Origin of the sequence: Flavobacterium fluviale (assembly GCF_003312915.1) — a bacterium.
Taxonomy (GTDB): domain Bacteria; phylum Bacteroidota; class Bacteroidia; order Flavobacteriales; family Flavobacteriaceae; genus Flavobacterium; species Flavobacterium fluviale.
In genome coordinates, this window is sequence record NZ_CP030261.1 from 3,703,925 (window position 1) to 3,728,941 (window position 25,017).

At 34.4% G+C, this 25,017-nt stretch carries 21 protein-coding genes; 15 read left to right on the forward strand and 6 right to left on the reverse strand.

The features are described 5' to 3' along the window. Window positions 1-172 precede the first annotated feature (172 nt). The 11 genes from HYN86_RS16320 to HYN86_RS16365 all read left to right on the forward strand — a co-directional run bounded on the left by HYN86_RS16320 (window position 173) and on the right by HYN86_RS16365 (window position 15,283). Window positions 173-3,421 (forward strand): PAS domain S-box protein, encoded by a 3,249-nt coding sequence (locus tag HYN86_RS16320; protein WP_162789391.1) that lies wholly within the window; start codon window positions 173-175, stop codon window positions 3,419-3,421. Window positions 3,422-3,479: 58 nt separating this feature from the next. Then, window positions 3,480-3,875, forward strand: a complete 396-nt coding sequence (locus HYN86_RS16325; protein ID WP_113679001.1) for a response regulator — start codon at window positions 3,480-3,482, stop codon at window positions 3,873-3,875. A gap of 186 nt (window positions 3,876-4,061) precedes the next feature. Continuing rightward, a complete protein-coding gene (locus tag HYN86_RS16330) occupies window positions 4,062-7,307 on the forward strand; it encodes a CheR family methyltransferase (protein WP_113679002.1) in 3,246 nt (1,081 codons plus the stop codon). Window positions 7,308-7,526: 219 nt separating this feature from the next. Further along, on the forward strand, window positions 7,527-9,668 hold the full coding sequence (locus tag HYN86_RS16335; protein ID WP_113679003.1) for a catalase: 2,142 nt from the start codon (window positions 7,527-7,529) through the stop codon (window positions 9,666-9,668). A 17-nt stretch (window positions 9,669-9,685) separates the two neighbouring features. After that, window positions 9,686-10,249 (forward strand): YciE/YciF ferroxidase family protein, encoded by a 564-nt coding sequence (locus HYN86_RS16340; RefSeq protein WP_113679004.1) that lies wholly within the window; start codon window positions 9,686-9,688, stop codon window positions 10,247-10,249. Window positions 10,250-10,485: 236 nt separating this feature from the next. Beyond that, window positions 10,486-11,619, forward strand: a complete 1,134-nt coding sequence (locus HYN86_RS16345) for a glycosyltransferase (RefSeq protein WP_230406382.1) — start codon at window positions 10,486-10,488, stop codon at window positions 11,617-11,619. Further along, window positions 11,616-12,755 (forward strand): UDP-galactopyranose mutase, encoded by a 1,140-nt coding sequence (gene glf, locus HYN86_RS16350; RefSeq protein WP_113679006.1) that lies wholly within the window; start codon window positions 11,616-11,618, stop codon window positions 12,753-12,755. Before HYN86_RS16345 ends, glf begins: the two co-directional genes overlap by 4 nt. After that, entirely contained in the window at window positions 12,755-13,894 is a 1,140-nt protein-coding gene (locus tag HYN86_RS16355) for a glycoside hydrolase family protein (RefSeq protein ID WP_113679007.1), read from the forward strand. The genes glf and HYN86_RS16355 overlap by 1 nt, the downstream gene beginning before the upstream one ends. Before the next feature lie 162 nt (window positions 13,895-14,056). Continuing rightward, complete coding sequence (locus HYN86_RS21015) at window positions 14,057-14,221, forward strand: hypothetical protein (RefSeq protein WP_162789392.1); 165 nt, start codon at window positions 14,057-14,059, stop codon at window positions 14,219-14,221. Window positions 14,222-14,230: 9 nt separating this feature from the next. Then, window positions 14,231-14,476 (forward strand): hypothetical protein, encoded by a 246-nt coding sequence (locus HYN86_RS16360; RefSeq protein ID WP_113679008.1) that lies wholly within the window; start codon window positions 14,231-14,233, stop codon window positions 14,474-14,476. A 174-nt stretch (window positions 14,477-14,650) separates the two neighbouring features. Further along, complete coding sequence (locus HYN86_RS16365; RefSeq protein WP_113679009.1) at window positions 14,651-15,283, forward strand: DNA-3-methyladenine glycosylase; 633 nt, start codon at window positions 14,651-14,653, stop codon at window positions 15,281-15,283. An 89-nt stretch (window positions 15,284-15,372) separates the two neighbouring features. Here the strand turns inward: HYN86_RS16365 and HYN86_RS16370 are convergent, their stop codons facing one another. Further along, the gene (locus HYN86_RS16370) at window positions 15,373-15,663 is read right to left on the reverse strand and encodes a hypothetical protein (protein WP_113679010.1); all 291 of its coding nucleotides are present in this window, start codon (window positions 15,661-15,663) and stop codon (window positions 15,373-15,375) included. A 703-nt stretch (window positions 15,664-16,366) separates the two neighbouring features. Here HYN86_RS16370 and HYN86_RS16375 point away from each other — a divergent pair. Further along, on the forward strand, window positions 16,367-17,203 hold the full coding sequence (locus HYN86_RS16375) for a T9SS sorting signal type C domain-containing protein (RefSeq protein ID WP_113679011.1): 837 nt from the start codon (window positions 16,367-16,369) through the stop codon (window positions 17,201-17,203). A gap of 258 nt (window positions 17,204-17,461) precedes the next feature. Then, entirely contained in the window at window positions 17,462-18,403 is a 942-nt protein-coding gene (locus HYN86_RS16380; RefSeq protein ID WP_113679012.1) for an alpha/beta fold hydrolase, read from the forward strand. A 293-nt stretch (window positions 18,404-18,696) separates the two neighbouring features. Here HYN86_RS16380 and HYN86_RS16385 read toward each other — a convergent pair whose 3' ends face one another. Then, window positions 18,697-19,725, reverse strand: coding sequence for a rod shape-determining protein (locus tag HYN86_RS16385; RefSeq protein ID WP_113679013.1), 1,029 nt, complete (start codon window positions 19,723-19,725; stop codon window positions 18,697-18,699). A 392-nt stretch (window positions 19,726-20,117) separates the two neighbouring features. Here HYN86_RS16385 and HYN86_RS16390 point away from each other — a divergent pair, with 392 nt between their 5' ends. Both HYN86_RS16390 and HYN86_RS16395 read left to right on the forward strand, forming a co-directional pair. After that, on the forward strand, window positions 20,118-21,407 hold the full coding sequence (locus HYN86_RS16390) for a hypothetical protein (RefSeq protein ID WP_113679014.1): 1,290 nt from the start codon (window positions 20,118-20,120) through the stop codon (window positions 21,405-21,407). 109 nt (window positions 21,408-21,516) lie between these two features. Then, a complete protein-coding gene (locus HYN86_RS16395) occupies window positions 21,517-21,696 on the forward strand; it encodes a hypothetical protein (RefSeq protein WP_113679015.1) in 180 nt (59 codons plus the stop codon). An 89-nt stretch (window positions 21,697-21,785) separates the two neighbouring features. Here the strand turns inward: HYN86_RS16395 and HYN86_RS16400 are convergent, their stop codons facing one another. The 4 genes from HYN86_RS16400 to HYN86_RS16415 form a co-directional block, all read right to left on the reverse strand. Beyond that, window positions 21,786-22,787: an NADP-dependent oxidoreductase gene (locus tag HYN86_RS16400; RefSeq protein WP_113679016.1), complete on the reverse strand. Its 1,002-nt coding sequence runs from the start codon at window positions 22,785-22,787 to the stop codon at window positions 21,786-21,788. A 21-nt stretch (window positions 22,788-22,808) separates the two neighbouring features. Next, window positions 22,809-23,576: an SDR family oxidoreductase gene (locus tag HYN86_RS16405; protein WP_113679017.1), complete on the reverse strand. Its 768-nt coding sequence runs from the start codon at window positions 23,574-23,576 to the stop codon at window positions 22,809-22,811. Between the two features lie 6 nt (window positions 23,577-23,582). Continuing rightward, window positions 23,583-24,275 (reverse strand): SDR family oxidoreductase, encoded by a 693-nt coding sequence (locus HYN86_RS16410; RefSeq protein ID WP_113679018.1) that lies wholly within the window; start codon window positions 24,273-24,275, stop codon window positions 23,583-23,585. Between the two features lie 137 nt (window positions 24,276-24,412). Further along, window positions 24,413-25,003: a TetR/AcrR family transcriptional regulator gene (locus HYN86_RS16415; RefSeq protein WP_113679019.1), complete on the reverse strand. Its 591-nt coding sequence runs from the start codon at window positions 25,001-25,003 to the stop codon at window positions 24,413-24,415. Window positions 25,004-25,017: the final 14 nt, after the last annotated feature.

Sequence of the window (25,017 nt, forward strand, 5' to 3'; positions counted from 1 at the left end):
GATGAACTTGGAACAATGAAATTTTATTTCCAAAAACTAAAAAAATAATCAAGACAAAATAATACTGTCATTCCACTAAAACTCGTTTTAATTCTTGATTTTTATTTCTTAATTTTACAGAGAATCGAGACATTGACAGTATCTACGTTACTTGTCTTCTAAAAAAAACAGATTGAACAGCGTCAATACTACACAGGACTATTTTTTTCTTCAAAATGGCGGGGAAGCTGCTGAAATAATTCGAAATTTCCACTGGTCCGATACTTCTGTCGGTGCAATGGAGAATTGGCCGGAAAGTCTTAAAAATACACTGGCTACCATGCTGTCTTCCAAGTTCCCTATGTTTCTTTGGTGGGGAGAAGATCTGATTCAATTTTATAATGATTCCTATCGCCCGAGTTTAGGAAATGAAGGAAAGCATCCTAAAGCCATGGGGCAGAAAGCATCAGACTGCTGGCCTGAAATCTGGTACTTTATTTATCCGTTAATTTCAAAAGTACTCACTACGGGCGAAAGCGTTTGGTATGATGACCTGCTGCTTCCTATTTACCGAAATGGAAAGATGGAAGATGTATATTGGACTTTTAGTTACAGTCCGATACGCGATGACGAACGCCATATTAAAGGTGTTTTGGTTGTCTGTAACGAAACTACCGAAAAGGTAAGTTACAACCAAAAATTAAAAGAGAGTAAAGAAGAACTGGAATTTGCTATAAATGCAGCCGAGTTTGGAACTTTTGATCTTAATCCATTAACCAATAAATTCTCTGCGAATACAAGACTTAAAAATTGGTTTGGACTTAAAGCAGAAGATGAAATTCTGTTGGACAATGCCTTAGCTGCGATTGCAGACCCCGACAGAAAACGTGTTGTAGACGCGATAAACAGAGCGCTTCAATATGAATCGGGTGGTAAATATGATATTGAATACACTATTATAAATCCGCGAACAAAAAAACAAAGAACAGTTCATGCTTTGGGAAAGGCATGGTTTGATGAACATAAAAATGTTTACCGATTCAATGGCACGCTGCAAGATATATCGGCACACAAAAAAGCCGCTGAAGAATTACTGAAATCACGCCAGCTTACAGACCTTACTATAAAAAGTATGGGACTTGGACTTTTTAATGTTGATTTTAAAGACAACAGCATCGATTATTCACCTGAATTTTCACTACTGCTTTCTGGAAAAATAAAACATAAATTAACACGCAGGGATTTTCTAAAATATGTACATCCAGACGATCTGCACCTTCGCGCTGAAGCAATAGAAACAGGAATGGAGACCGGCACTTTTTACTATACTCCAAGAGTCATCTGGGATGATGGAAGCATACACCGAATTGCGGTCTCGGCAGCGAGAATGATTAATGCAGAAGGAAAACCCGCTGCTTTTTCGGGCACGGTTGCGGATATTACAGAACAGGAAGAAAACAGAGTGGCACTACAGCTGGCAGAGTCACGCCTCGTTCAAACGAAACTAGAGGCTGACAGATTGTTCCGTAACGTTACAGACAGTTCTCCAACAGGACTTTGGCTTTCTGATATGGAAGGAACACTGACTTACTTTAATAAAACCTTAATAGATTTTACAGGACTCAGTGAAGAAGTACTTCTAAGCGGCGGATGGTCGTCGATTATTGTTGAAGAAGATCTTAAAACTGCCATTACTTCTTATCTAGAAGCCATTGCCAGAAAAGGACATTTTGACGTTCTTTTCAGGGCAAAAAAACATACAGGAGAAACCATCTGGTGCAGAGCTGCCGGAGATCCTTTTTATGATGCCGAAGGACAATATGCAGGTTATGCAGGCTTTTGCATGGACATGGATGAAATCATTTCGGGAAGAAAAGCACTTGCAGAAAGTGAACAGCGCATCAGCTTGATGATTGAGCAGTCTCCCGTTGCCATCTGTCTTTTCACAGGCACTAATATGAAAATAGAGATTGCCAACGATATGATGATTGGTTATTGGGGAAAAGACAAATCGGTTATCGGACAGCCTATGGAAGAAGCTGTTCCAGAACTCAAAGGACAGCCTTTTATGAAAATTCTCGAACAAGTGTATCGTACGGGAGAAACCTATTACGGGCGTGCAGAACCCGCAGAGCTAAAAGTAAATGATGTTATAAGCACGTATTATTTTGACTTTACCTATAGTCCTATTCGTAATGCGAAAGGGGAAATTTACGGCATTATGGATATTGCCATTGATGTTACTGATCGCGTAATTGCTGATAAAAAACTTGAAGAGACCAGAATGGCACTTGCAGGAGCTATAGAACTCGCTGAACTAGCAACATGGAAACTAGACCTTCACGCAAATACATTTTTCTGTTCGACGAGATTTAAACACTGGCTTGGACTTGAGAATCATAGTTCGACTAAAGAAGAGCTTTTTAGTCTGATCGCAGAAAGCCACAGGCAGAAAGTCATCAGCTCTATTGAACACGCCTTAATTCCAGGAGCATCTGCTTTTTATGATTATGAATTCCCAATAAGCAGTAAGCTAACAGGGCAAGTTCGTATAATTCATGCCAATGCACAGCTGATCTACGGTAAAGACGGTCTGCCCGAATGCCTTAGCGGAACAGCGCAGGATGTAACCAAGGAAAGAGAACTTCAGGAAGAGCTTAAATTTAAAGTAAAAGAGCGTACTGCAGAACTGCATGCCGCCAATACCGAACTTGAAATTAATAATCAGGAACTGCAGCAATTTGCTTACATTGCCTCTCATGACTTGCAGGAACCTGTTAGAAAGATCAGCATTTTTACAGAAATGCTTAAGGAAAGCTTAGACAAGAATCCAGATAAAGTCAAAATGTACATTGATAAAATTATTACATCTACCAAAAGGATGAAAAACCTTATCAAAGATGTACTTGGATACTCCAGACTTTCGAGCAATTCTAAAACATTTGAACCAGTTGATCTAAACCTCATCATGCACGACATTGTAAATGACTTTGACCTGACTATTGAGCAGAAAAGCGCATTGGTCTTGTTTGAAGGGCTGCCAATCATAGAAGCCATACCTTTGCAGATGTCACAGCTATTTGGAAACTTGATTGGAAATGCATTAAAATACAGTAAAGCTGATGTAGCTCCGAATATTTCAATTAGATCAGAAGAAGTACCACTTGCGATTGTAAACGAACTTTCTTTGAATAATGCGCAGCAATATGTTAAAGTCGAAGTAATCGATAATGGAATTGGTTTTAACCAAATTCATGCTGAGCAGATTTTTAACATTTTCCAAAGACTGCATGGAAAGGATGAATTTGCGGGAACTGGAATCGGGCTGGCGATGTGCCGAAGAATACTTCAGAATCACAATGGAATTATAACAGCAAATTCTCAAGAAGGCGCTGGTACTACCTTTACCGTTATTATTCCAGTAAAACAGATTTATAACTAAAAAATCATTTAAAATTTACATTTAAAAAGTAGTACATTTGCTTAATATTCAACTTTAAATGAAAATAGTATTTTTAATAGACGACGATCCAGATGATCGCGAAATATTTGAAGAATCTTTATTATCGTTAGATGTGCCTTTAAAATTCGAAGAGGCTGCTAACGGAAAAGAAGCTGTTGAAAAATTGAGTTCTTCAGACTTTCAAAAACCTGATTTGATTTTTCTCGACATCAATATGCCTATTATGGACGGATGGCAGTTTTTAAAACATATCAAAAAGGATGAAAACTTTAATGATATTCCAGTTGTTATCTATTCTACATCTTCAAGTCAGGAAGATAAGGCATTAGCTGTAAAGCATCAGGCTTCAGAATTCATAACAAAACCGTATTCAATTTCAAGTCTTCGTCAGGAATTGAAGAAAACCATCTTTACGTTTTTATCTGCTGAATAGTCAGAAACAATAATTGTACAATAATGTGTTAATTATGAAACACATAAAGCCAATTATATAAATAACAGATGTAACTTGTAAATAAATTTACAGGTTATGTCCTATTAAATAGTTATCTAGATTTTTCACAAAGTTTAGTGCAACATTTTTAAGCATAATGATAAATTCATTTAAAACTTAAAATGCATGAACAGAACAAAGGAGATAGAAAACAAGAACACTCCGCAATCATATCCAGTTGTTGGTATTGGTACCGCAGCATCAGAAATTGAGATTTTAAAAAAGATAATTCTCGAAATTCCCGCAGTATCTGGAATGAGTTATTTGATTATCGAAAATTTGTATTTTCCACAATCTGAAAACTTAGTCGAGAAGCTTGGATCCCATGCTAAAATTCCAGTTGTTGAAATTGTAAATGATATCAATTTACAGCCCGACCATATTTATATTATTCCTGAAAACAATTTTCTAGTCTTAGAAAACGGATTACTAAAGCTAAAACCGCGTACCCGAAGCAGCCGAGTTAATAATTGCCTTGACTTATTTTTTGAATCTCTCGCTAATGTCTATAGTACTTATGCTTTTGGTGTTATACTTTCTTCCAATGCGTTAGACGGAGCTGCAGGACTTAAAAAATTAAAAGAATTTGGCGGTGCGACAATTGCTGTTTTGCCAAATAAAAACCAAAATAAGAATGCAACTGAATTTATAGATTACTTTGCCGAACCTGAAAAAATTGTTTCGCAATTACTCGAAATACAAAACAGTTATTTAGTCAATCATGCTTATTTTGAAGAAGAAATAGCAGAGAACGAACAAGAACTTTTTAAAGAAATTGTTTCAATTGTATCTCTAAAAACAGGCACCGACTTCCATCATTACAAATATCAAACCCTGCGCCGTCGTATTGCTAAAAGAATGGTAAATACAAAGCAGGACACGATCGAAAAATACTTGAATTTACTTAAAATCAATACTAAAGAACAAGATCTTTTATTTTATGATTTTCTGATTCCTGTAACATACTTTTTTAGAGATGAGTTGTATTTTGAAAATTTGTCTTCGACTGTTTTTCCTGCTCTAATTGAAAATTTAGACAGTAAAAACCTCAGAATATGGTGTGCCGGCTGTTCAACTGGTGAAGAAGCATATTCTCTTGCTATCTGCATTGACGAGTATCTTAGAAAAACAAATAATCAAGAACTAAAAATTCAAATTTTTGCTTCCGATTTGTCTGAAAAATGTATTGCAAAAGCCCGTGCAGGCGTTTATACTTTACAAGATTTAAAAAACTTAAGTGAAGAAAGAATCGAACAGTATTTTACTAAAAGGGACAGCGGTTATCATGTCAACAAAAACATACGCGATAAATGTGTTTTTGCAATACACGACCTAACCAAAGATGCGCCTTTTGCCAAAATCGATTTGGTCTCGTGCCGAAATGTATTGATATACTTTGATTCGCATTTACAAAATCAAATATTAGAAGCTTTTCATTACGCGCTTAGAGACAACGGATTTTTGTTTTTAGGCAAAACAGAATCGGCAAACAATGTCCAGAATTTGTTTACTGTAATAGAAAAACAGGAAAAAATATTTAAGCGGAAACATAATGACAGTAAACCTAAAACTTTTCGTCCTGATTTTACTATTGCAGCCAGTAAAGTAAAGAATAATATATCTTTCTCAAAAAACGAAGTAGATTTCAGAAAAATTGCTTCTGATATATTATTAGAACAGTATTCACCTGCAGCCGTAATTATTAACGAGGATTTAGAAATTGTCCATTTTCATGGCGATACCAGTCCTTTTTTACAGCCTCCTGTTGGAAAACCAAGTTTTAATATTCTAAATATGGTTTATGATGAGATTGGGTTTGAATTAAGAAATGCCATTTTAAAGGCACGAAATGAGAAAAAAAACTTTTCTGGAGAAAATATCATCGTAAAAAAACAATCTTTTTTAACGTCTTTTGAAGTTATTTTTCTCCCTTCAAACCTAGAATTGCTCTTGATAATTTTTTGCAAAAAAACTATTCTGCCACCAGAACAAAACAGCACGGGTAATAGCCGCACAGAAGAGCTTGAGAGAGAGTTACTACAGCTGCGTGGTGATTTTAAAAGAGTTACCGAAGAACAGCAAATTTATTTTGAAGAACTCCAAACCACCAATGAAGAATTATTAAGCAGTACGGATGAATTGCAGCTTATCAATGAAGAACTAGAAACTTCGGCAGAAGAACTTCAATCCAATAATAAAGAATTATCATGCATCAATAATGAACTTCAGGATGGCCGTGATGAACTCGCCTCTATGCGTAATTTCTACGAATCAATCGTTAATACCATACGAGAACCATTAATTATTATTGATAAAGATTTTATAGTCAAAAGTGCTAATCCCTCTTTTTATAGATTTTTTAAAACCCATCAGGAAAAAATAGAAGGTTTTTCAATTTTTGAAATCACTGACGGTCAATGGAATATTCCTCAATTTAAAGAAAATGTTTTAAAGAAAGTAACGCAGCGTACAGTTGTCGAAAACTTTAAAATAGAATTCCGTTCTAATACCGGCGATCCGCAGATTATGATTTTAAACGCCTCCCCTATTTCAAACTCAGTTCCAGACGGCATGATTCTTATCGCCCTTGAAGATGTTACAGAACTTGAACACAGCGGTGAAACTTTAAAAAGTAAAAATATAGAACTTTTAGAGCACAACAAACAATTGGAATCTTTTACAGAAGCGGCAAGTAATAACCTGCTCGAACCCATTCGGAAAATATATATGTTCGGAAAAAAAGTATTGGATAACGAAAACAATCTAACCGAATCCGGAAGACATAATGTAAAAAGGCTACTAAGTTCTGCTGTAAACATGAACCAGCTTATTGAAGATCTTATAGATTATTCAAAAATTAATTTTTCTAAAAAAGAATTTAAAAAAACAGACCTTAATGTACTTCTTAAAAAAATACTCAGCGACTTAAAAACGTCTATCAATGCTTATAAAGCTGTTATAACAAATGATCCTCTTCCGACCATTAAAATTATAGCGCCGCAAATACAGCTACTGCTTACGCATTTAATTGCAAATTCTATAAAATATGCCAGACAAGGCACCACGCCAGAAATTAAAATTGGAATAAGCTATCCTGAATCTGAAGCAGTTATTGAATTAGGCGCCGATGCGGAAATGAAGTACATTCAGATCTATGTAAGTGACAACGGAATTGGTTTTAATAAAAATTTTGAAAAATTAATTTTCAAGCCTTTCTACAAACTAGACAGCAACGATCTGCATTACGGCAGCGGACTTGGATTAACTCTTGTACAAAAAATTGCAGCCAATCATAAAGGTTTTATAAATGTTTCCAGCGAACCTTCTGTGGGAACTACAATAAGTGTTTATCTTCCTTTATTAGACCTTTAAATTTTTATTTGTTATACATTTTTATCAATATATTTCTTTTTATCTATCTGAAATACTGGTAATTGTAGAACTATATAGTGTAATCATATAAAAACGTCGCATTAGTATAATCTACTTTTGAATGAAAGAAAAATCACAACTTTTAACTAGCTGTTAATCTGCAGGTGAAAGTTATGATTTTTCAAAAAAATTCAAAGTATTTAACTAATAAGATATTTTATGAAAAATTTTCAAGACGAAAAACAACGCGATTTATCGATCAACAAATCAGATGGCACTAACAAATTTCTAACCACAGATCAAGGCCTTCGAATTAATGATGATAACAACTCGCTGAAAGCCGGGGAAAGAGGACCATCTCTACTCGAGGATTTCATTTTAAGGGAAAAAATAACACATTTTGACCACGAAAGAATTCCAGAAAGAATTGTTCACGCACGCGGTTCAGGGGCACATGGATTTTTTGAAGTAACCAATCCAATTCCAGAATTAACTAAAGCAGGTTTTCTTAAAGAAAAAGGCCTTAAAACTCCTGTATTTGCACGATTTTCTACAGTTGCAGGATCAAGAGGCTCGACAGATCTTGCCAGAGATGCCAGAGGATTCGCGGTTAAATTTTATACTCAAGAAGGTATTTATGATTTAGTTGCCAATAACATCCCAGTGTTCTTTATACAAGATGCTGCAAAATTTCCCGATCTTATTCACGCAGTAAAACCAGAACCTCATAATGAAATACCCCAAGCAGCATCTGCACATGATACATTTTGGGATTTCATTTCACTAATGCCAGAATCAATGCACATGATCATGTGGGTAATGTCTGATCGCGCCATTCCTAGAAGTTATAGAATGATGGAAGGTTTTGGTGTGCACACTTTCAGACTGATCAACGAACAGGAAGAATCGGTTTTTGTGAAATTTCACTGGAAACCTAAATTAGGAACCCACGCGGTTGCTTGGGACGAAGCGCAGAAAATTTCAGGAAAAAATCCAGATTTCCATAGAGAAGACCTTTGGGAAGCCATCGAAACTGGAAATTTCCCAGAATGGGAATTGGGCGTTCAGGTAATTCCTGCCGAAGATGAAAATAAATACGAATTTGATCTTCTTGACCCAACAAAACTGGTTCCAGAAGAATTAGTTCCCGTGACTATTGTCGGTCGAATGGTTCTGAATAAAAATCCAGATAATTTCTTCGCAGAAACAGAACAAATTGCTTTTCACCCAGGCCATATCGTGCCAGGAATAGATTTTAGTAATGATCCTCTTTTACAAGGAAGACTTTTTTCATATACGGATACACAACTTTCTAGATTAGGAAGTCCAAACTTTCATGAAATTCCAATTAACAGAAGCGTAGCTCCAGTTCACAATAATCAGCGTGATGGACATATGCGTCAGGAAATTAATAAAGGCCGTGTAAGTTATCATCCAAATTCACTTGGCGGAGGCTGTCCTTATCAAGCACAAATTGAACAAGGAGGTTTTTCAAGTTTTAATGAAAGAGTTGATGCACACAAAGTAAGAGAAAGAAGCGAGAGCTTTAATGATCATTTTGGACAGGCAAAATTGTTTTTTAACAGTCAGACTCCAGAAGAAAAAAGTCATATCGTAAAAGCGCTGCGTTTTGAACTTGGAAAAGTGGAAACGACAGCGATTAGAGTTAGAGTTTTAGGATTACTTTCTCAAATTGATACGACTCTTGCCGAAAAAGTAGCACTAGGACTTGGAGCTACAGTACCTCCAATTTTAGAAACGCCGATTAACAAAGGTGTATCTCCGGAAAACGAAGGCGGATCACAGGAACCGCAGACAATAGAATCAAGTGTTTCTGCTTCAGAAGCATTAAGTATGATTACTAATCCAACAAATTCACCAACAATTGCTTCAAGAAAAGTTGCTATTATTTGTTCTGATGGTGTATCTGAAGCTGCTGTGCTGAATATAAAAAGAGCACTTAAGAAAGAAGATGCCAAAGGATGCATTATTGCACCTCATCTTGGATCTATTGTAACAGATGCTGATGGCGCTGTTGCAGCCGAATTTAGTTTTTTAACTGCTTCATCTGTTTTATTTGACGCTGTTTATATTCCACACGGACTAGGATTGAATGCATTAGCAGAAAATGACGATTTATTCGAGTTCCTTAATGATGCATACAAACACTGCAAAGTTATTGGAGCAGATGGAGAAGCTTCAGAAATTCTTAGCAGTGCTCCATTTGCATCTAAAATTACAAATGACGATGAGGGAATTATTTTAACAAGCGAAGCAGCAACTGAAGGATTTGCTCAAGATTTTATCACTGCTATGACAAAACACCGTTTTTGGCAGCGTGAACCAAACTTATACAATTAATATCAAAGAAAAAACACATGAAAAACTCAGAAAAACCTATAGAAAACAAGAACGTAAAAAACGATAAAAATTTTGTTGAACCAGCCTCTGACGCTGCAACAGAATTGAAAGAACTTTTTATTGACAGTCTTAAAGACATTTACTGGGCAGAAAATGCACTAGTAGGTGCCCTGCCAAAAATGGCCGACAATGCTACTGCTCCTGGACTTGCGAGTGCTATATTAGAACATCTTGATGTAACACAAAATCAAGTAAAAAGATTAGAGCAAGTTTTTGATCTTGTAGGCGAAAAAGCCGAAGGTAAAAAATGCGAAGCAATGGCAGGACTTCTTAAGGAAGGAGACAGTATTCTTTTAGAAACTACTCCTGGAGCTGTTAGAGATGCCGGAATAATCGCCGCGTCACAAAAAATAGAACATTACGAAATTGCAACATACGGAACCTTAGTGGCTTTTGCGAAGACACTAGGAGAAAACGATGCCGCAAAATTGTTAACACAAACCCTTGCAGAAGAAAAAGAAGCAGACTGCGTATTGAATGACGTAGCTTTAAATGCAGTAAATATTGTAGCTGCCGAATAAACTTCTTCAAATATCTTAACTTCTTTTCAATTTCCCTAAAACATCTGTACAACGTGCAGATGTTTTTTTTTGGATCATCAGCAAACTAAACAGCTGACTGTGAATTATGTAACGCTAATGGTTCTGTATATAAATACGAGACATACTTCCCCAATACATTTGCTTCAATCATTTTATCTTTTATTGAAACACTAACAATTCATAAAAGAAAATAACTTACTTAATTCACCCACATGATGAGCAATTTAAAAAAAACAAAAATAAATAATGATTTAAAAATAAGTCATTTACAGCACGAAGCCCAATATTATGACATGATTGTATTTTGTCATTTAAGATGGCAGTTTGTATATCAGCGTCCGCAGCATATTATCAGCCGTATGGCCGAAACTATGAAGATCTTACTTATCGAAGAACCTCTTTATGAAGCCTCTCTTAGTCACACGGGAAATTTAATTATTGTGAATGAGATGCTGCATGTTTTACAGCCAAATGTAAAGGATATTGAGGCAATTGCAGGTATTATCCCAGTTTATGTAAAAAATAAAAATGTCGCTGCTGGATGGTTTTACTCAGCCTCTTTTTGTCCCTTGTTAGAATCTTTTGATTTTGATACTATCGTTTATGATTGTATGGATGAACTTTCTTTATTCAAAGGAGCGCCCGTCCATTTAATTGATCAGGAAAAGTATTTAATGGCCACTGCCGATATTATCTTCACTGGCGGTAAATCATTGTACGAATCAAAAAAACAATTTCACAGTAAAGTTTATTGCTTTCCAAGTTCTGTCGATGAACAGCATTTTGCGAAAGCCCTAAACGGAATTACTGTAGCTGCTGATATTTCGAATCTGCCTTCGCCAATTGTTGGCTATTATGGTGTAATTGATGAAAGAATCGATTTAGAATTACTTCATGAAACAGCTCAAAAACTGCCCAATGTTTCTTTTGTAATGATTGGACCTTTGGCTAAAATCGAAGAAGCAGATCTTCCTAAAGAAGCCAACATTCATTATTTAGGAATGAAATCTTATAATGAATTACCTCATTACCTTAAAGCATTTGATATTGCCATGATGCCATTTGCGCTAAACGATGCCACAAAATACATCAGTCCTACTAAAACTTTAGAATATATGGCTGCTGGAAAACCGATCATTTCTACTAAAATTATAGATGTCGTACGCGATTACAGCATCTGCGTAAGCTTAATAGAAACTGCAGATGAGTTTTGCGATGCTATTCAGTTTTTAATGGATAAAACTGATCGTTTTTCGATGGAATTAGAATATTTCAAAATCCTGAAAAAAACATCTTGGGATAATACCGTTGAAAAAATGAAACTAATCATTAAAACTTTTGCAAAATGAAAAACATCGACATTTTAATTATAGGCGCAGGAATTTCGGGAGCAGTATTGGCGGAACGTTATGCCTCAATCGGAAAAAAAGTTCTCATTATAGAAAAACGAAATCATATTGCGGGGAACTGCTACGATTATATTGATCAAAATCAAATATTGGTTTCTAAATACGGAGCGCATTTATTTCATACTAATGAAGAAGCAGTTTGGGAATATGTCAATCGGTTTTCGGACTGGTACTTATGGGAACACAAAGTCATCGCAAGAGTGGATGATAAAACAGTACCAATTCCAGTAAATATTACAACGGTAAACGAATTGTTCGACATCAATATTTCCACCGAAGAAGAAATGCAAATCTGGCTGGAAGAAAACCGCACACCTATTGAAAAACCAGCAAATGGCGAAGAAGCAGTTTTAAATCGCGTAGGTTCTGTTTTGTACGAAAAAATGTTTAAGCATTATACCAAAAAACAATGGGATAAATATCCTGCAGAACTCGATGCCTCCGTTTTAGAACGAATTCCAGTTCGAAATAATTACGATGACCGTTACTTTTCAGACATTCATCAGGCCTTACCAAAAGGAGGTTACACTCAATTATTTGAAAATATACTAAGTCATCCAAACATCAAAGTAGTTTTAGAAACCGATTATTTTGATGTAAAAGATGATTATAAAAATTACGAAAAACTCTTTTATACAGGACCCGTTGATCGTTTCTTTGAATTCAAACATAGTCTGCTGGAAAAGCTCGAATACCGCTCTATTAATTTTGTAAGCGAAACAATCGATGCCGAATTTTATCAGGAAAACTCAGTTGTAAATTATCCCGGAACCGAAGTTGATTTTACGCGAATAATCGAATACAAACACTTTGGAAACCAGATTTCAGAAAAAACTACAGTTGTCAAGGAATTTACGGTTGATGAAGGAGAACCTTATTACCCCGTTCCTAATCCGCGAAATCAGGAAATTTATGCCCGCTATAAAACAGAAGCAGATAAGCTGATAGACGTACATTTTGTTGGAAGACTTGCCAACTATAAATATTTCAATATGGATCAAGCCTTTAAAAATGCATTAGATCTTTTTGACAAACTTGAAAAAAACAATCAACCTCTTTATAAAACAGCTGTATAATGGATATTTTCAATACATTTTTTATGGGAGGTTTTGAATGTGCCGACCATATTAACCGCTCTGGTAAAAGAGTAAATCTTTTAAAAGAAACCCAGCATGACAGCCGCTGTTATGAAGATTATGAAGCATTAGCGGCACTTGGCATAAAAACAGTTCGGGAAGGAATCTGCTGGAGTTCTGTAGATACAAATTCTGGATTTTACAATTTTTCTAATGTTCTCACTCGAATCAGGGCAGCAGAAAAACATGGAATACAACAGATTTGGGATTTGATTCATTTTGGCTATCCGGATGATTTATCTCCCACTCACCCACTTTTTTGTTCCCGCTTTGAACAGCTTTGCCATTCTTTTGCGGTTTTTTATAAAGAAAACTCAAAACAGAAATTATTTGTTGTTCCGATAAATGAAATCAGTTTTTTGGCATGGCATTCTGGAGACGTTAGAGGAACTGTTCCATTTGCAGTAAATAGCGGCTGGGATATCAAATATCATTTATGCAAAGCGGCAATTGCGGGCATCAAAGTTCTGAAGAAAGCTGATCCTGAATGCACTATTATTCTGGTAGAACCTCTGGTAAAAATTCATGCCACAACAATTCATGAGAATGTTCAGGAACTAAATGAACCACAGTTTCAAGCTATGGATATTATTGCAGGAAGAATATGTCCTGAACTTGGAGGATCTGAGGATTTTCTTGAAATTCTGGGCTTTAATTACTACTGGAACTGTCAATGGAGTGGAAACGGAGAATCTTTTGAATGGCCAGACTATCAGCAGTTAAGAGTTCCTTTTTCGGAGCTGCTTCAAACTGCATACAATCGTTACAAAAAACCTATAATACTTACTGAAACAGGCCACTTTGGAGATCGACGTGCAGAATGGCTGGAAGAAATTACAGTACAATGCGCACTCGCCAGAAGAAACGGAGTCGATTTACGCGGAATTTGTATTTACCCTGTAACTGACCGTCCTGACTGGGATGATTTGACCAGTTATTCTCAGTGCGGCATTTTTGATTTGGATGAAAACTGTAACCGAATCCCTAATCAACATTATATAAATGCTTTGATTAAATCACAAAACAGTTTTAAAGAAAAGAAATATAGAATTCACCACTTAATGGAATTCTTTAGATAAATATTTTCAAAAATAAGAATGCTCGTATACTATTTCAGCTTTCCTTAAAAAATATCAACGTAATCAACTGTTAATTATACAATTAAAACCACTCTTACATGTAAAATTATACTATACAGCAACTGTACATTTACCATTATAACAAATTTAAATATAAATATTATGAAAAGTTCAAACACATCAAAAAGCACTAATAGTGCAAAGGCATCAGATAAAAAAACTGATACAAAAGAAAGTGCCGCTAAAAGTGATTCTAAGAAGGATTCCAAAGAGGATTCAAAAAAAACCGCAGCTGATACCAAAAAAGGAAACAGCACTAAAAAATAATTATTTATTATGAGTACAGATGAAAAAGAAAATTACGGTCAGAAAGACCAGTATTTTCAAAATGACAGTCAGCAATACGAAGATCCTGATATAGATTCACCACCGGTAGATCATTCTATAACAGAAAATGCAGAACCAGACTTCAACAACGATCTTGTTACTAATGAAGATGACCTTGAAGAGGAAGATGACGACTTAGACGATGATGATGATGATGAAGAAGACTTAGAAGATGAAGACGAAGATGAAAATTAATTTTCGTATTAAATTTCAATATAAATCCTTACAGGAAGCTTGCTTCTTTTAAGGATTTATTTTTTATAATCCATTTCTTTCTGAATATTAACTAAATAGCAAAAAAGTAAATTTGCGAATTATTAAAGGGAATTTTATATTTACTATAATTAGCTCTTTTCCTAAATACTTGAAATGAAAAATACAAATAATGCCAAGCCTCAAAAATTGACGTTCTCCTATTATCAAAATCACGATGTACTATTTTTAGCTAAAGATCTTCTAGGAAAAGTTTTATTTACACAAATTGATGGAAAACGTAGTGCCGGCATTATTGTAGAAACCGAGGCATATATGGGCGCGATCGACAAGGCATCGCACGCATATGGAGGAAGAAGAACTAATAGAACAGAAACTCTTTACAGTCACGGCGGTATTTCTTATGTGTATTTGTGTTACGGTATTCATTACTTATTTAATATTGTAACGGCTTCAGAAGGCGAGCCTCACGCGGTTTTAATTCGTGCAGTTGAACCTTATGATGGATTAGATATAATAGAAAGCAGGCGCGGTTTAAGCGCTGGCAACTCCCGTATATCATCTGGACCTGGTTCTGCAGCAAAAGCGCTTGGAATTGACAATACTTTTAACAAAAAAGATTTGGAAGGAGACGAAATCTGGGTCGAAGATCATGGAATAAGCTACCCTAATGAACAAATTGCAAGTGTGCCGCGCGTGGGAGTTTATTATGCTGGAGATCATGCCCTTTTACCTTGGCGCTTTTTTGTAAAGAACAATAAATATGTTAGTAAACCTAACAAAATATAAAGACAATTCTTGTATATAAATGTTACAAAACCGCATAAAAAAACTCTCAACAATGTCAAGAGATTTTTTTTTAAATAAGCTGTTGATTATTATTTAATAGAATCAGTTCTTACATTTTGATTCCCTTTTTGAGTAGATCCTGCGGTTCCTGAACCAGTAGTTCCTTCTCCAGTTGCACCAGTTGTTCCATTTTTACCATTTTCTTCAGAATTTAAAGTTGCCGACGAATCGATAGCCGGTCCAATTGTGTCAACAGACATATCCATTGAATCTTTTTCAGTATTTGGATCTACGGAATTATTTTCATTCTTTTTACATGAAAATACAAAGGCTGTTACTAAAAACAGCACTGCCAATTTTGTTATGATAAGCTTTTTCATAATGTTTTAATTTGAATTTATAGTATTTCAAAGTTAAAGTTATCATTACCAACATACTTACATAATTCCACCATCATTTATAGCAATCTCAATGTCTTGCATAGATGTAAAACCTGTAAATCAAATATTAAATTGTGTAAAAAAATATCAGGCAAAGTAACTCAAATTTGTTAAAAGCTTTAAAAGCAAGAAGTAGATTTTAAAGAAGAAAAATAGTAGTCTATTGGCATAAATTCTAAATCATTTTTTAAGAATTATTAATACAAAATAAGATTCATATTTTTAAGGGACAAGCTGTCAATTAAGGGAAAAATGACTGTTTTTTAAGAATTTTTAAATCGAATTTTTCAATAAGGAGCTGAAAAGTGTTAAAATAATATTTTTGTTTAATCATAAGCTTTAAAATTATAAACAAATTCTTAACTTAACCCAATAAATGATCGACAAACGGTAAAAAAGATCGATGTAATACATAAATCTAACTTATTTTTAGAACATCTTTTTTATTCTTTTGGATCAAAACAAACAATTATAAATTAAAAATCGTCATTAGGGAGAAAAAACTACTTATCACTATATTTATTGTATTTCTAGTTTCAGAATCTGTATTCTGTTCTTCTTTTCTATTGATGGTATTTTAAAAAATTTTAGAGAACCACGGTATCAGCGAATACCTCTTTATTAATATTTAAATTATCGTATTATGAAAAAACTTTTCTTAACATCTGTCCTGCTTTTTCCTATTCACTCGGTTCTTTTTTCTAATCCAATTCCTGCTCACTTCGCTGCTAATTCGGGAGTCAGTACTTATCAAGCTGTTGAAGCGACCACTCTTCCCAAGACTACAAATGCATATCAAGTGGAAAGTCACAGGGTGTGGATCAATCTAACAAATTCAAACGGTGTTTTTAAACAAATTTTAATTGCCTATATAACAGGGGCTACCAACGGATGGGATATAAATTATGATGCTGTCACAATGGATGCCAATAAGCTTGCAGATTTTTACAGTATAAATGCAGGTAAAAAACTGGTAATTCAGGGACGTGCACTGCCATTTGACCCATCAGATGTAGTTCCTCTTGGTTACAGATCAAGCTTCGATGGAAATATGACTATAGCTATTGATCACGCAGATGGTATGTTAGTGACCCAAAATATTTATTTACATGATAAAGAAACGGGAACTATTCACAATTTAAAAGACGGTGGATATACTTTTTCAACTTTATCAGGGGTTTTTAAAGATCGTTTCTCGATCACTTATGGAGGAGATAAAAAATTAGGTGTTGATGATTTTAATAATGTTCAACATAAAATCACTGTTGCATCAAAGGATAAAATCATCAGTTTAAAATCTGACCAGACAGCTTTAAAAGAGGTTTCTGTTTTCGACATTACAGGAAGACTGCTGTACAACAATCCAAAAATCGGAACATCTGAATTAGAGATTTCAAGTATTCAGTCAGGGCCTCAAATTTTATTAGTTAAAACAACATTAGATGATGGCCACATGATGACCAAGAAGGTACTTTTCTAGTTAAAAGAAATATAAACGAATAAAGCCGTGCGGTATCATTTTGATCCGCCGGCTTTTTTATTTCATAAAGGGAAATTTTAGCTTAATAATTTCAGTTTTATATCATTTTCTAAATAAAAAATGTTTAAAAAATTTTATTAAGAATAATAAATCTCTCTTTATAAAAAAATTATATTTGCACATAAACTCATATTAATCAACAAATTAACACGAACTATACAGCCGAAAATTAATTTTATTATTTAATATATTCGATCTATGAGAAAAAAACTTTTAGCAGTTCTACTTTTTATCTCATTTAATCAAGTATCGTTTTCTCAGACTAATTATGATACTTTAACAGTAGGCAAAATAAAGCAGGTTATATCTTACAACGGAAAAACCTCATCTCCTTTACTCCTTTTTTTACACGGTGGTCCAGGAAGTTCACGAATGAATCAGGCTGACAAATTTACCAATAAATTAAGGGATCATTTTTTAGTTGTTCAATGGGACCAGCGAGCAAGCGGCAGAACGCAAGCGCTGAATAAATCCGTAGATCCTATTACGTTAGAATTAATGGAAAATGACACTTATGAACTCGTAAAACTTCTTTTAAAAAAATTTCATAAAAATAAAATATACCTTGCTGGAGAATCTTGGGGAACTGTTCTTGGATTTAAAATGGCTGCAAAACATCCCGAATTACTACATGCCTATATGGCATTTAGTCCCGTTATTGACCAATCAAAAAGTGAACAGCTGCTGTTAGAAAAACTCAAAACTGATGCGAGAGAAAAAGGCAATGTTACTGCTGAAAAAGAGTTAAATACAATCAAAATTCCATTTGAAAATTCCCAGCAATTGTATTATTCGAGAAAATGGATGTTTAGTTACGACGGACAGCCCTTTGCCGATAAAGACACTACTGCAATTAAGCAGTATCTTAAATCATGGTCAGATGTCTGGCTGCCAACGTGGAATAAGGCCATTAAGCAAAACCTGTTTACAGAGCTGCCATCTTTTAATTGTCCCGTATATTTCTTTATTGGTCAAAAAGATCTACAAACTAACTTTAGTATTGCTGAAAAATATTTCAAAGAATTAAAAGCACCACGAAAAAAAATATTTCTGTTTAAAGATGCGGGACATTCCGTTTTAACTGAAAAATCAGAAGAAGTTCAAAAAATAATTATTGACGAAATCTTAAAAACCAGCTAGCCTAACGTAGTTTGATTTTGAATTTATTATCTAAAACATTTGTTTCCTTATAAACAGTAATAGACAAGAGCTTGAAGGTTATATTTTTTCTCCATTCAAATACTGATGAAAGTGTAATAACCATAAAAGGGCTGATCAAAATAAAAAATAAGATATTTTGGAATTGAATTTATTGTAAATAATGATATTGAAAGTCAGCTGTAAAAGGGCCTACTACTGATTTTCAATATCATCTTTATAAATGCAGAATTGGAATTAACAATCTCTAACCGATATCTTTTCCAGTTTTCAAACTATTTCACCAAAACACTTTTATATTTAGCTATATTCTTTAAAACAGTACCAGTACCTCTTACCACCGCTCGTAAAGGATCTTCTGCAACATACACGGGTAAATCTGTTTTCTGGGAAATTCTTTTATCAAGGCCGCGAAGCATCGCTCCTCCTCCTGCGAGATACAATCCAGTATTATAAATATCTGCGGCCAGTTCCGGTGGCGTTACCGAGAGCGTTACCATAATCGCATCTTCTATACGAAGCACCGATTTATCTAAAGCCCTTGCAATTTCCCTAGAGGTAATCTGTACCTCTTTGGGTTTGCCGGTAAGCAGATCCCTTCCTCGAACCATCATGTCTTGTGGGGCGTCTTCCAGTACTTCTATTGCGGCACCAACCTGAATTTTGATCTGTTCCGCAGTTGCTTCACCGATATATAAATTATGATGCGTTCTCATATAATATAAGATATCTCCAGTAAAAACATCTCCTGCAATTTTTATGGATTTGTCACAAATGATTCCTCCAAGAGCAATTACAGCAATTTCTGTAGTACCTCCTCCTATGTCAACAATTATATTTCCTTTTGGCTGCATTACATCCAGCCCCATTCCAATAGCCGCCGCCATTGGCTCATGAATTAAGAATACTTCTTTTCCATTTACTCTTTCACACGATTCTTTTACAGCTCTCATTTCGACTTCAGTAATACCGCTCGGAATACAAACAACCATTCGCAATGCAGGCTTAAAAAGGTTTTTCTTTATATCAGGTATATTATTTATAAACCAGCTGATCATTTTTTCCGAAGCATCAAAATCGGCAATAACGCCATCTTTAAGCGGTCTGATAGTTTTAATGTTCTCGTGTGTCTTGCCCTGCATTAAACTGGCCTCTTTACCAGCCGCTATAATTTTTCCGTTTTTAATATCCCTAGCCACGATTGAAGGACTATCCACCACAATTTTTCCATCAAAAATTATTAAAGTGTTTGCTGTTCCCAAATCCATAGCAATTTCAACTATCATAAAATCAAATAATCCCATACTAACTGTTTTATTGAAAAAACGGCATTATTGGAGTTTTATTCTATTTAATTTAAAACTAATATTACTGATTTTCATTATATTAAGTACTTTCTTATTAAATTGATTTTGATTTCTATTCAAAATAAAAGTTTATAAACTAGAGTATAAACAAAACCGTTTTTAAATAAATTGTAAAATTTAAAACGCTATACGGTTAAATCAGCTTCAACAAATGTTAAAGCTCTATAAATAGGCTGAAAAATCTAATTAAATTACCTATTTTTGTAAAAGACGCTTCTCCAATTCCAAATTTGGTTGTCGACGCTCGCAAAAACAAATGTTTTTAAATGATGCTTCAACATAAGTTGTGTCTAACAAAAATGTATAATACCTAAATAGCCCCCAAGACTATGAAAAAAATTACTCTAATGATTTGTGTCCTGCTGACAGCAGCCGGCGTAAATGCACAACAGGAAAAAGGAATTATCGGATACAATAACTGGCTGGATAATTGGACAGAGTTTAAACCTCAAAAAACTGACTCCAAGGAAGCAAATCAAATTTTAGCTGGAAATATTACTCAAAACACAAAACTGCTTAAAAGGAACGTATACATTATTCAAGGAAATGTATATGTAACTAATAATGCTGTACTTACTATTGAACCTGGTACAGTAATTATGGGCGATGCTGATTCAAAAGGAACATTGGTTATCACTAAAGGAGCACAAATTATGGCAGAAGGCCAAGTTACTGATCCTATAGTTTTTACTTCTAACCGCAGTATGAAAAAAGCTGGCGATTGGGGAGGTTTGGTAATTCTTGGTGATGCTCCAATAAACAAATTTGGAAGCGTTGGTTCTTACAATATGGATCTTGATCCAGCTCTTACCGTATACGGAGGTGAAAATGCGGCGGGCAACTCAGGAATTTTAAAATTTGTGAGAATTGAATTTGCTGGTAAAAAAGTAAAAGGAGCGGATAGTTTTAACGGACTAACTGTTGCAGGTGCTGGAAGCAAAACAGTATTAGAAAACATTATGGTGAGCTACTCAGGAGGCGATTCATTTGCCTTTTATGGTGGAGACATAAATGCTTCTCAATTAGTTTCCTATAAATCAATTAATGATGATTTTAAATTTACCCAAGGTGCTCAGTGCCGTTTGTACAATTCTTTAGCTGTTAGATCATCTTACTTATCAAGTAACAAAGACGGTTCAAGATGTTTGGAGGTAAAAGCTTATGAAAAGAAAAGTGAAACTGATTTTACTAAAAAATTCACTTACGTTTCTGCTTCAAATATTACAATGCTGAATGACAGCGAAAATATTAAAGGCGACATTGAAAAAGGTTTAATAAAAGAAGCTGTGTATGTTGCTGAAAATGCATCTTTGGAAATGAAAAGAAGTGTAGTTTCAGGATTTAATCCAGCGGTATTATTAGATAATAATACTGAAATAAACTCTGCTAATTTAAAGAAAATTAAATTTGAAGAAATGTTCTTTAATCAATGCAGCGGTAATATATTTACAGAAAACAAAACTGATAATACTGACTTAGAAAACTGGTATGGAAACAGCATCTTCTCTAATGTTTATTCACATGCGGATAATAAAGAGACATTCGTTGATGTATACAATCCAAGAAGACCTGACTTTAGACTTCAATTAGGAAATATAACTGCTTCAAGCGGTAAATAGAATGCGTTTTTTCTCGTAAAAGGCAATTAAAAAAGGAAACAAAATTATTCTCTGTTTCCTTTTTTTTATTTGTAAAATTTTCTAATAAAAAATCTCAAATCTAATCAGATTGTCAATAAAATTAATCGGGCACTTTCAATTCAAAAAAATAATTCTTGGTACTGCAAATCAGTTAAACAGTTTTGAATCTAAACAATATATGATTATTGCTTATAATTTAGCTAATAGGGCCACAATGAATGATGAAAAAGAAAAATACATTCATAACTATCAGGTTATTATGTATTAATTTCAAACCGAAAAGCGCCGATTAAAATCTTAAAAAAAGGTTTGCAACAGAAGCAAACACAGGTAAAATCTTGACTTCTGAAAAAACTATTATTTTATCTTAATAACCACTTTTCCTTTTGCTCTGCCAGTTTCTACATAAGACAACGCCTCATTTGTATTTTCGAAAGAAAAAACTTTATCGACAACGGGCTTGATTATACCTAGCTCAATAAGCTTTGTAATTTCACTCAATTGTTCCCCATCAGATCTCATAAACAAAAAAGAATAGTATATATTTTTATTCTTTGCTTTTTTACGAATACTAAAACTTAGTAATGATAATACGATTTTTACAAACCAAGAAGCTTTGATTTCCTCAGCAAAAACAGGTGTTGGCGGTCCCGAAATAGAAATTAGTTTACCCCCTGATTTTAATATTCGCATCGATTTTTCGAGTGTTTTCTGATCTTGACTATTCAATACAACATCATAATTACTCAGCATCTTTTCGAAATCGCTGTTTTTATAATCAATAACGATATCGGCCCCAAGTTTTTTTAGTAGTTCTGTACTTAGAGCACCTGCAGTAGTAGCGACTTCTGCACCTAAATATTTGGCCAGCTGAAGAGCAAAAGTTCCAACGCCTCCAGAACCCGCCTGTATAAATACTTTTTGCCCTGATTTTACTGCACCTCTTTCAACCAAAACCTGCCAGGCCGTGAGCCCTACTAGAGGAATAGATGCAGCTTCTTCCATAGAAAGATTTTTAGGTTTAAAAGCAGCATCTTTTTCGTCAACGGAAATAAACTGGGCAAACGTACCTATTCGATGATCTGATACTCTAGCATAAACTTGGTCTCCAGTTTTAAACTTCTTCACATTCTTGCCTGTTCTTACTACCACCCCGGCTGCATCATGACCTAAGATAAGCGGTAGTTTATAGGGCAAAATGAGTTTAAATTCTCCTGTTTTTATTTTCGAGTCTAAAACATTAACCCCTGCTGCATGGATTTCAACCAGTATATCATTATCTTTTATGTCTGGTAAAGAAAGTTCTACACTTTGCAGACTTTGCTTTTTACTGTATTTATTTATTACAAATGCTTTCATTTTAGATCTTTTAAAATTTAATTAGCGAATAAGGTTAGTGTAGATTTTTTTAGGATTTACCAGATTGAAAGCCAGCTTAGGGAAAAACCTGCTCACAATATATAATAATTTAGAATCACCAACACGAATAGTAAATTGATCTTTTTTTATTCCAGTAACAAGCGCATTTACTAAATGTTTTGGAGTTATTTTTTTGTCGTTTCTTTTGGCTGTCATTTCTGTAGCTACAACTGGCGGAATCAGTTCAAAAACTTTCACATTAGTATTAAGTATTTCCAAATTTTTTCTCAGTATGCGGGTGTAAAAACTTAAAGCGGTTTTAGTTGCCGAATAAGTAGGTTCTTCTAAGGCAGGCACCATACTCAAAATTGAAGTTGTATTTATAATGGCAGCCTCTTTTCTTGATTTAAGCATATTCATAAAGATGTTATTAAGTCTTATAACACCAAAATAATTGATATTCATTTCATACACCGCGTTCTTTAAAATCTGTTCATTTGCAATTCCAAGATTAAGTGCCGGACTTCCAACCCCTGCATTATTATACAAGATATCTATGCCCCCCAAGGCAGTTACTTGATCAATAAGAGATTGCGCGTCATCCTGATTTTCAACATCACTTTTAATAACTATTAGTGAAGGAAACAGTCTTTTGGCCTCATCTAATTTTGGTTGATTCCTGCCTGTAACGATAACCTTTGCCCCTTCTTCCAAAAACTTTTTTGCAGATTCTAAACCAATACCAGAAGCTCCTCCAGTAATTAATACAGCTTTACCTTTTATATTCATTTTCTTTTATTTAAAGAATTGCTTTGTGTCGCCTACTGGGACATCATACTGATTATTTTTTAGTGCCAAAAACAATTCATCGGCTACTTCTTGAGGCGGAATACCATTTGCTCCACCTATTTCTGCAGAAAATTCGGTATTAACAAGCGGCGGATAAACTTCGTATATCTGAAGGTTTTTTTCTTCTTCATATGTATTGCGGAGCGCAACTGTATAACTATGCAGAGCCGCCTTGGTTGCCCCGTAAGTTGGTAATAATTTATGACTGCCAAATACAGCAATTGACGATACATTTACAACAGCAGCTTCTGTTTTTTGAATTAGATGAGGAAGTAAAAGCTCTGTGAAATGTATTACACTTAAGTAATTTGTATTCATTTCGATAGCTGCTTTTTCGTGCGCATTTAAAGTTTCACTTAAAAGATAAGTAAAAGCTGCTCCGGCATTATTAATAATAACATTTACCTCTGGATAATCCTGTTTTAATTGCTCAGCAATTCGTATTCTATCAGTTTCTAAAGACAAATCTCCTTGTAAAGCAACTGCGTTATCTAATTGTTTTAATGCATTTTGAAGACGTTCTTCGCTCCTGCCATTGATAATAATTTTATTTCCTGCAGCGTCTAGCTTCTTTGCAATTGCTAATCCTATTCCAGCACTTCCGCCGCTTATAAATACTGTATTTCCTGTTGTTTTCATTTTATAATTATTTAAATTAAATTTTATATTTTACTACTTGTCTATTTACCAACAAATTGATTGCTTTTTCCATTAAAAATTAGACTTTTTAGTCTATTTTAAAATATACTTTTTAGTCTATTTTAAAATAAAAAAATTTAGATGATGTATTGTTCTAATTCAGACTTAAGATTTTTCACTAATCCCTGCATTGGTTTCGCGTTCTGCATCACCCTGCACATTACTATTCCTCCTTCAACTGAAGCCACCAATTTGAAAGCAAAGACTGCTGGATCAAGTTTGTGGGAAAACTCACCATTATTAATTCCCTGCTGAAGCAGAGCGGTTAATTCCTGCTGGCCGTTTCTAAATACTTTTGCGACTTTTTCTTTTATAAAAGGATAATTATCGTCTGCCTCCACAGCAGCATTAAATATCGGGCATCCGCCAGAAATATAAGTATCAATAGGATTTTTATAAAAATCCAAAAAGGCATGTATTTTGCCCTTTATGGTTTTTGAGCTGTAAACTGCAGCTCTCATTTTATCAGAAACCATTTTAAGAGATAAGTCAATTACCTGCTCCGACAAATCTTCTTTATTTTCAAAATGACCGTATAAACATCCTTTGGTAAGCTTGGTTGCCTCCAAAACATCATCAATGTTAACTCCAGAAATACCTTTTTGATTATAAAGAGGTACTGCAGTTTCTAAGATAAATTGTTTTGTTTTTTCGGCCTTTGTCAGCATTTTGAAATAAGTTT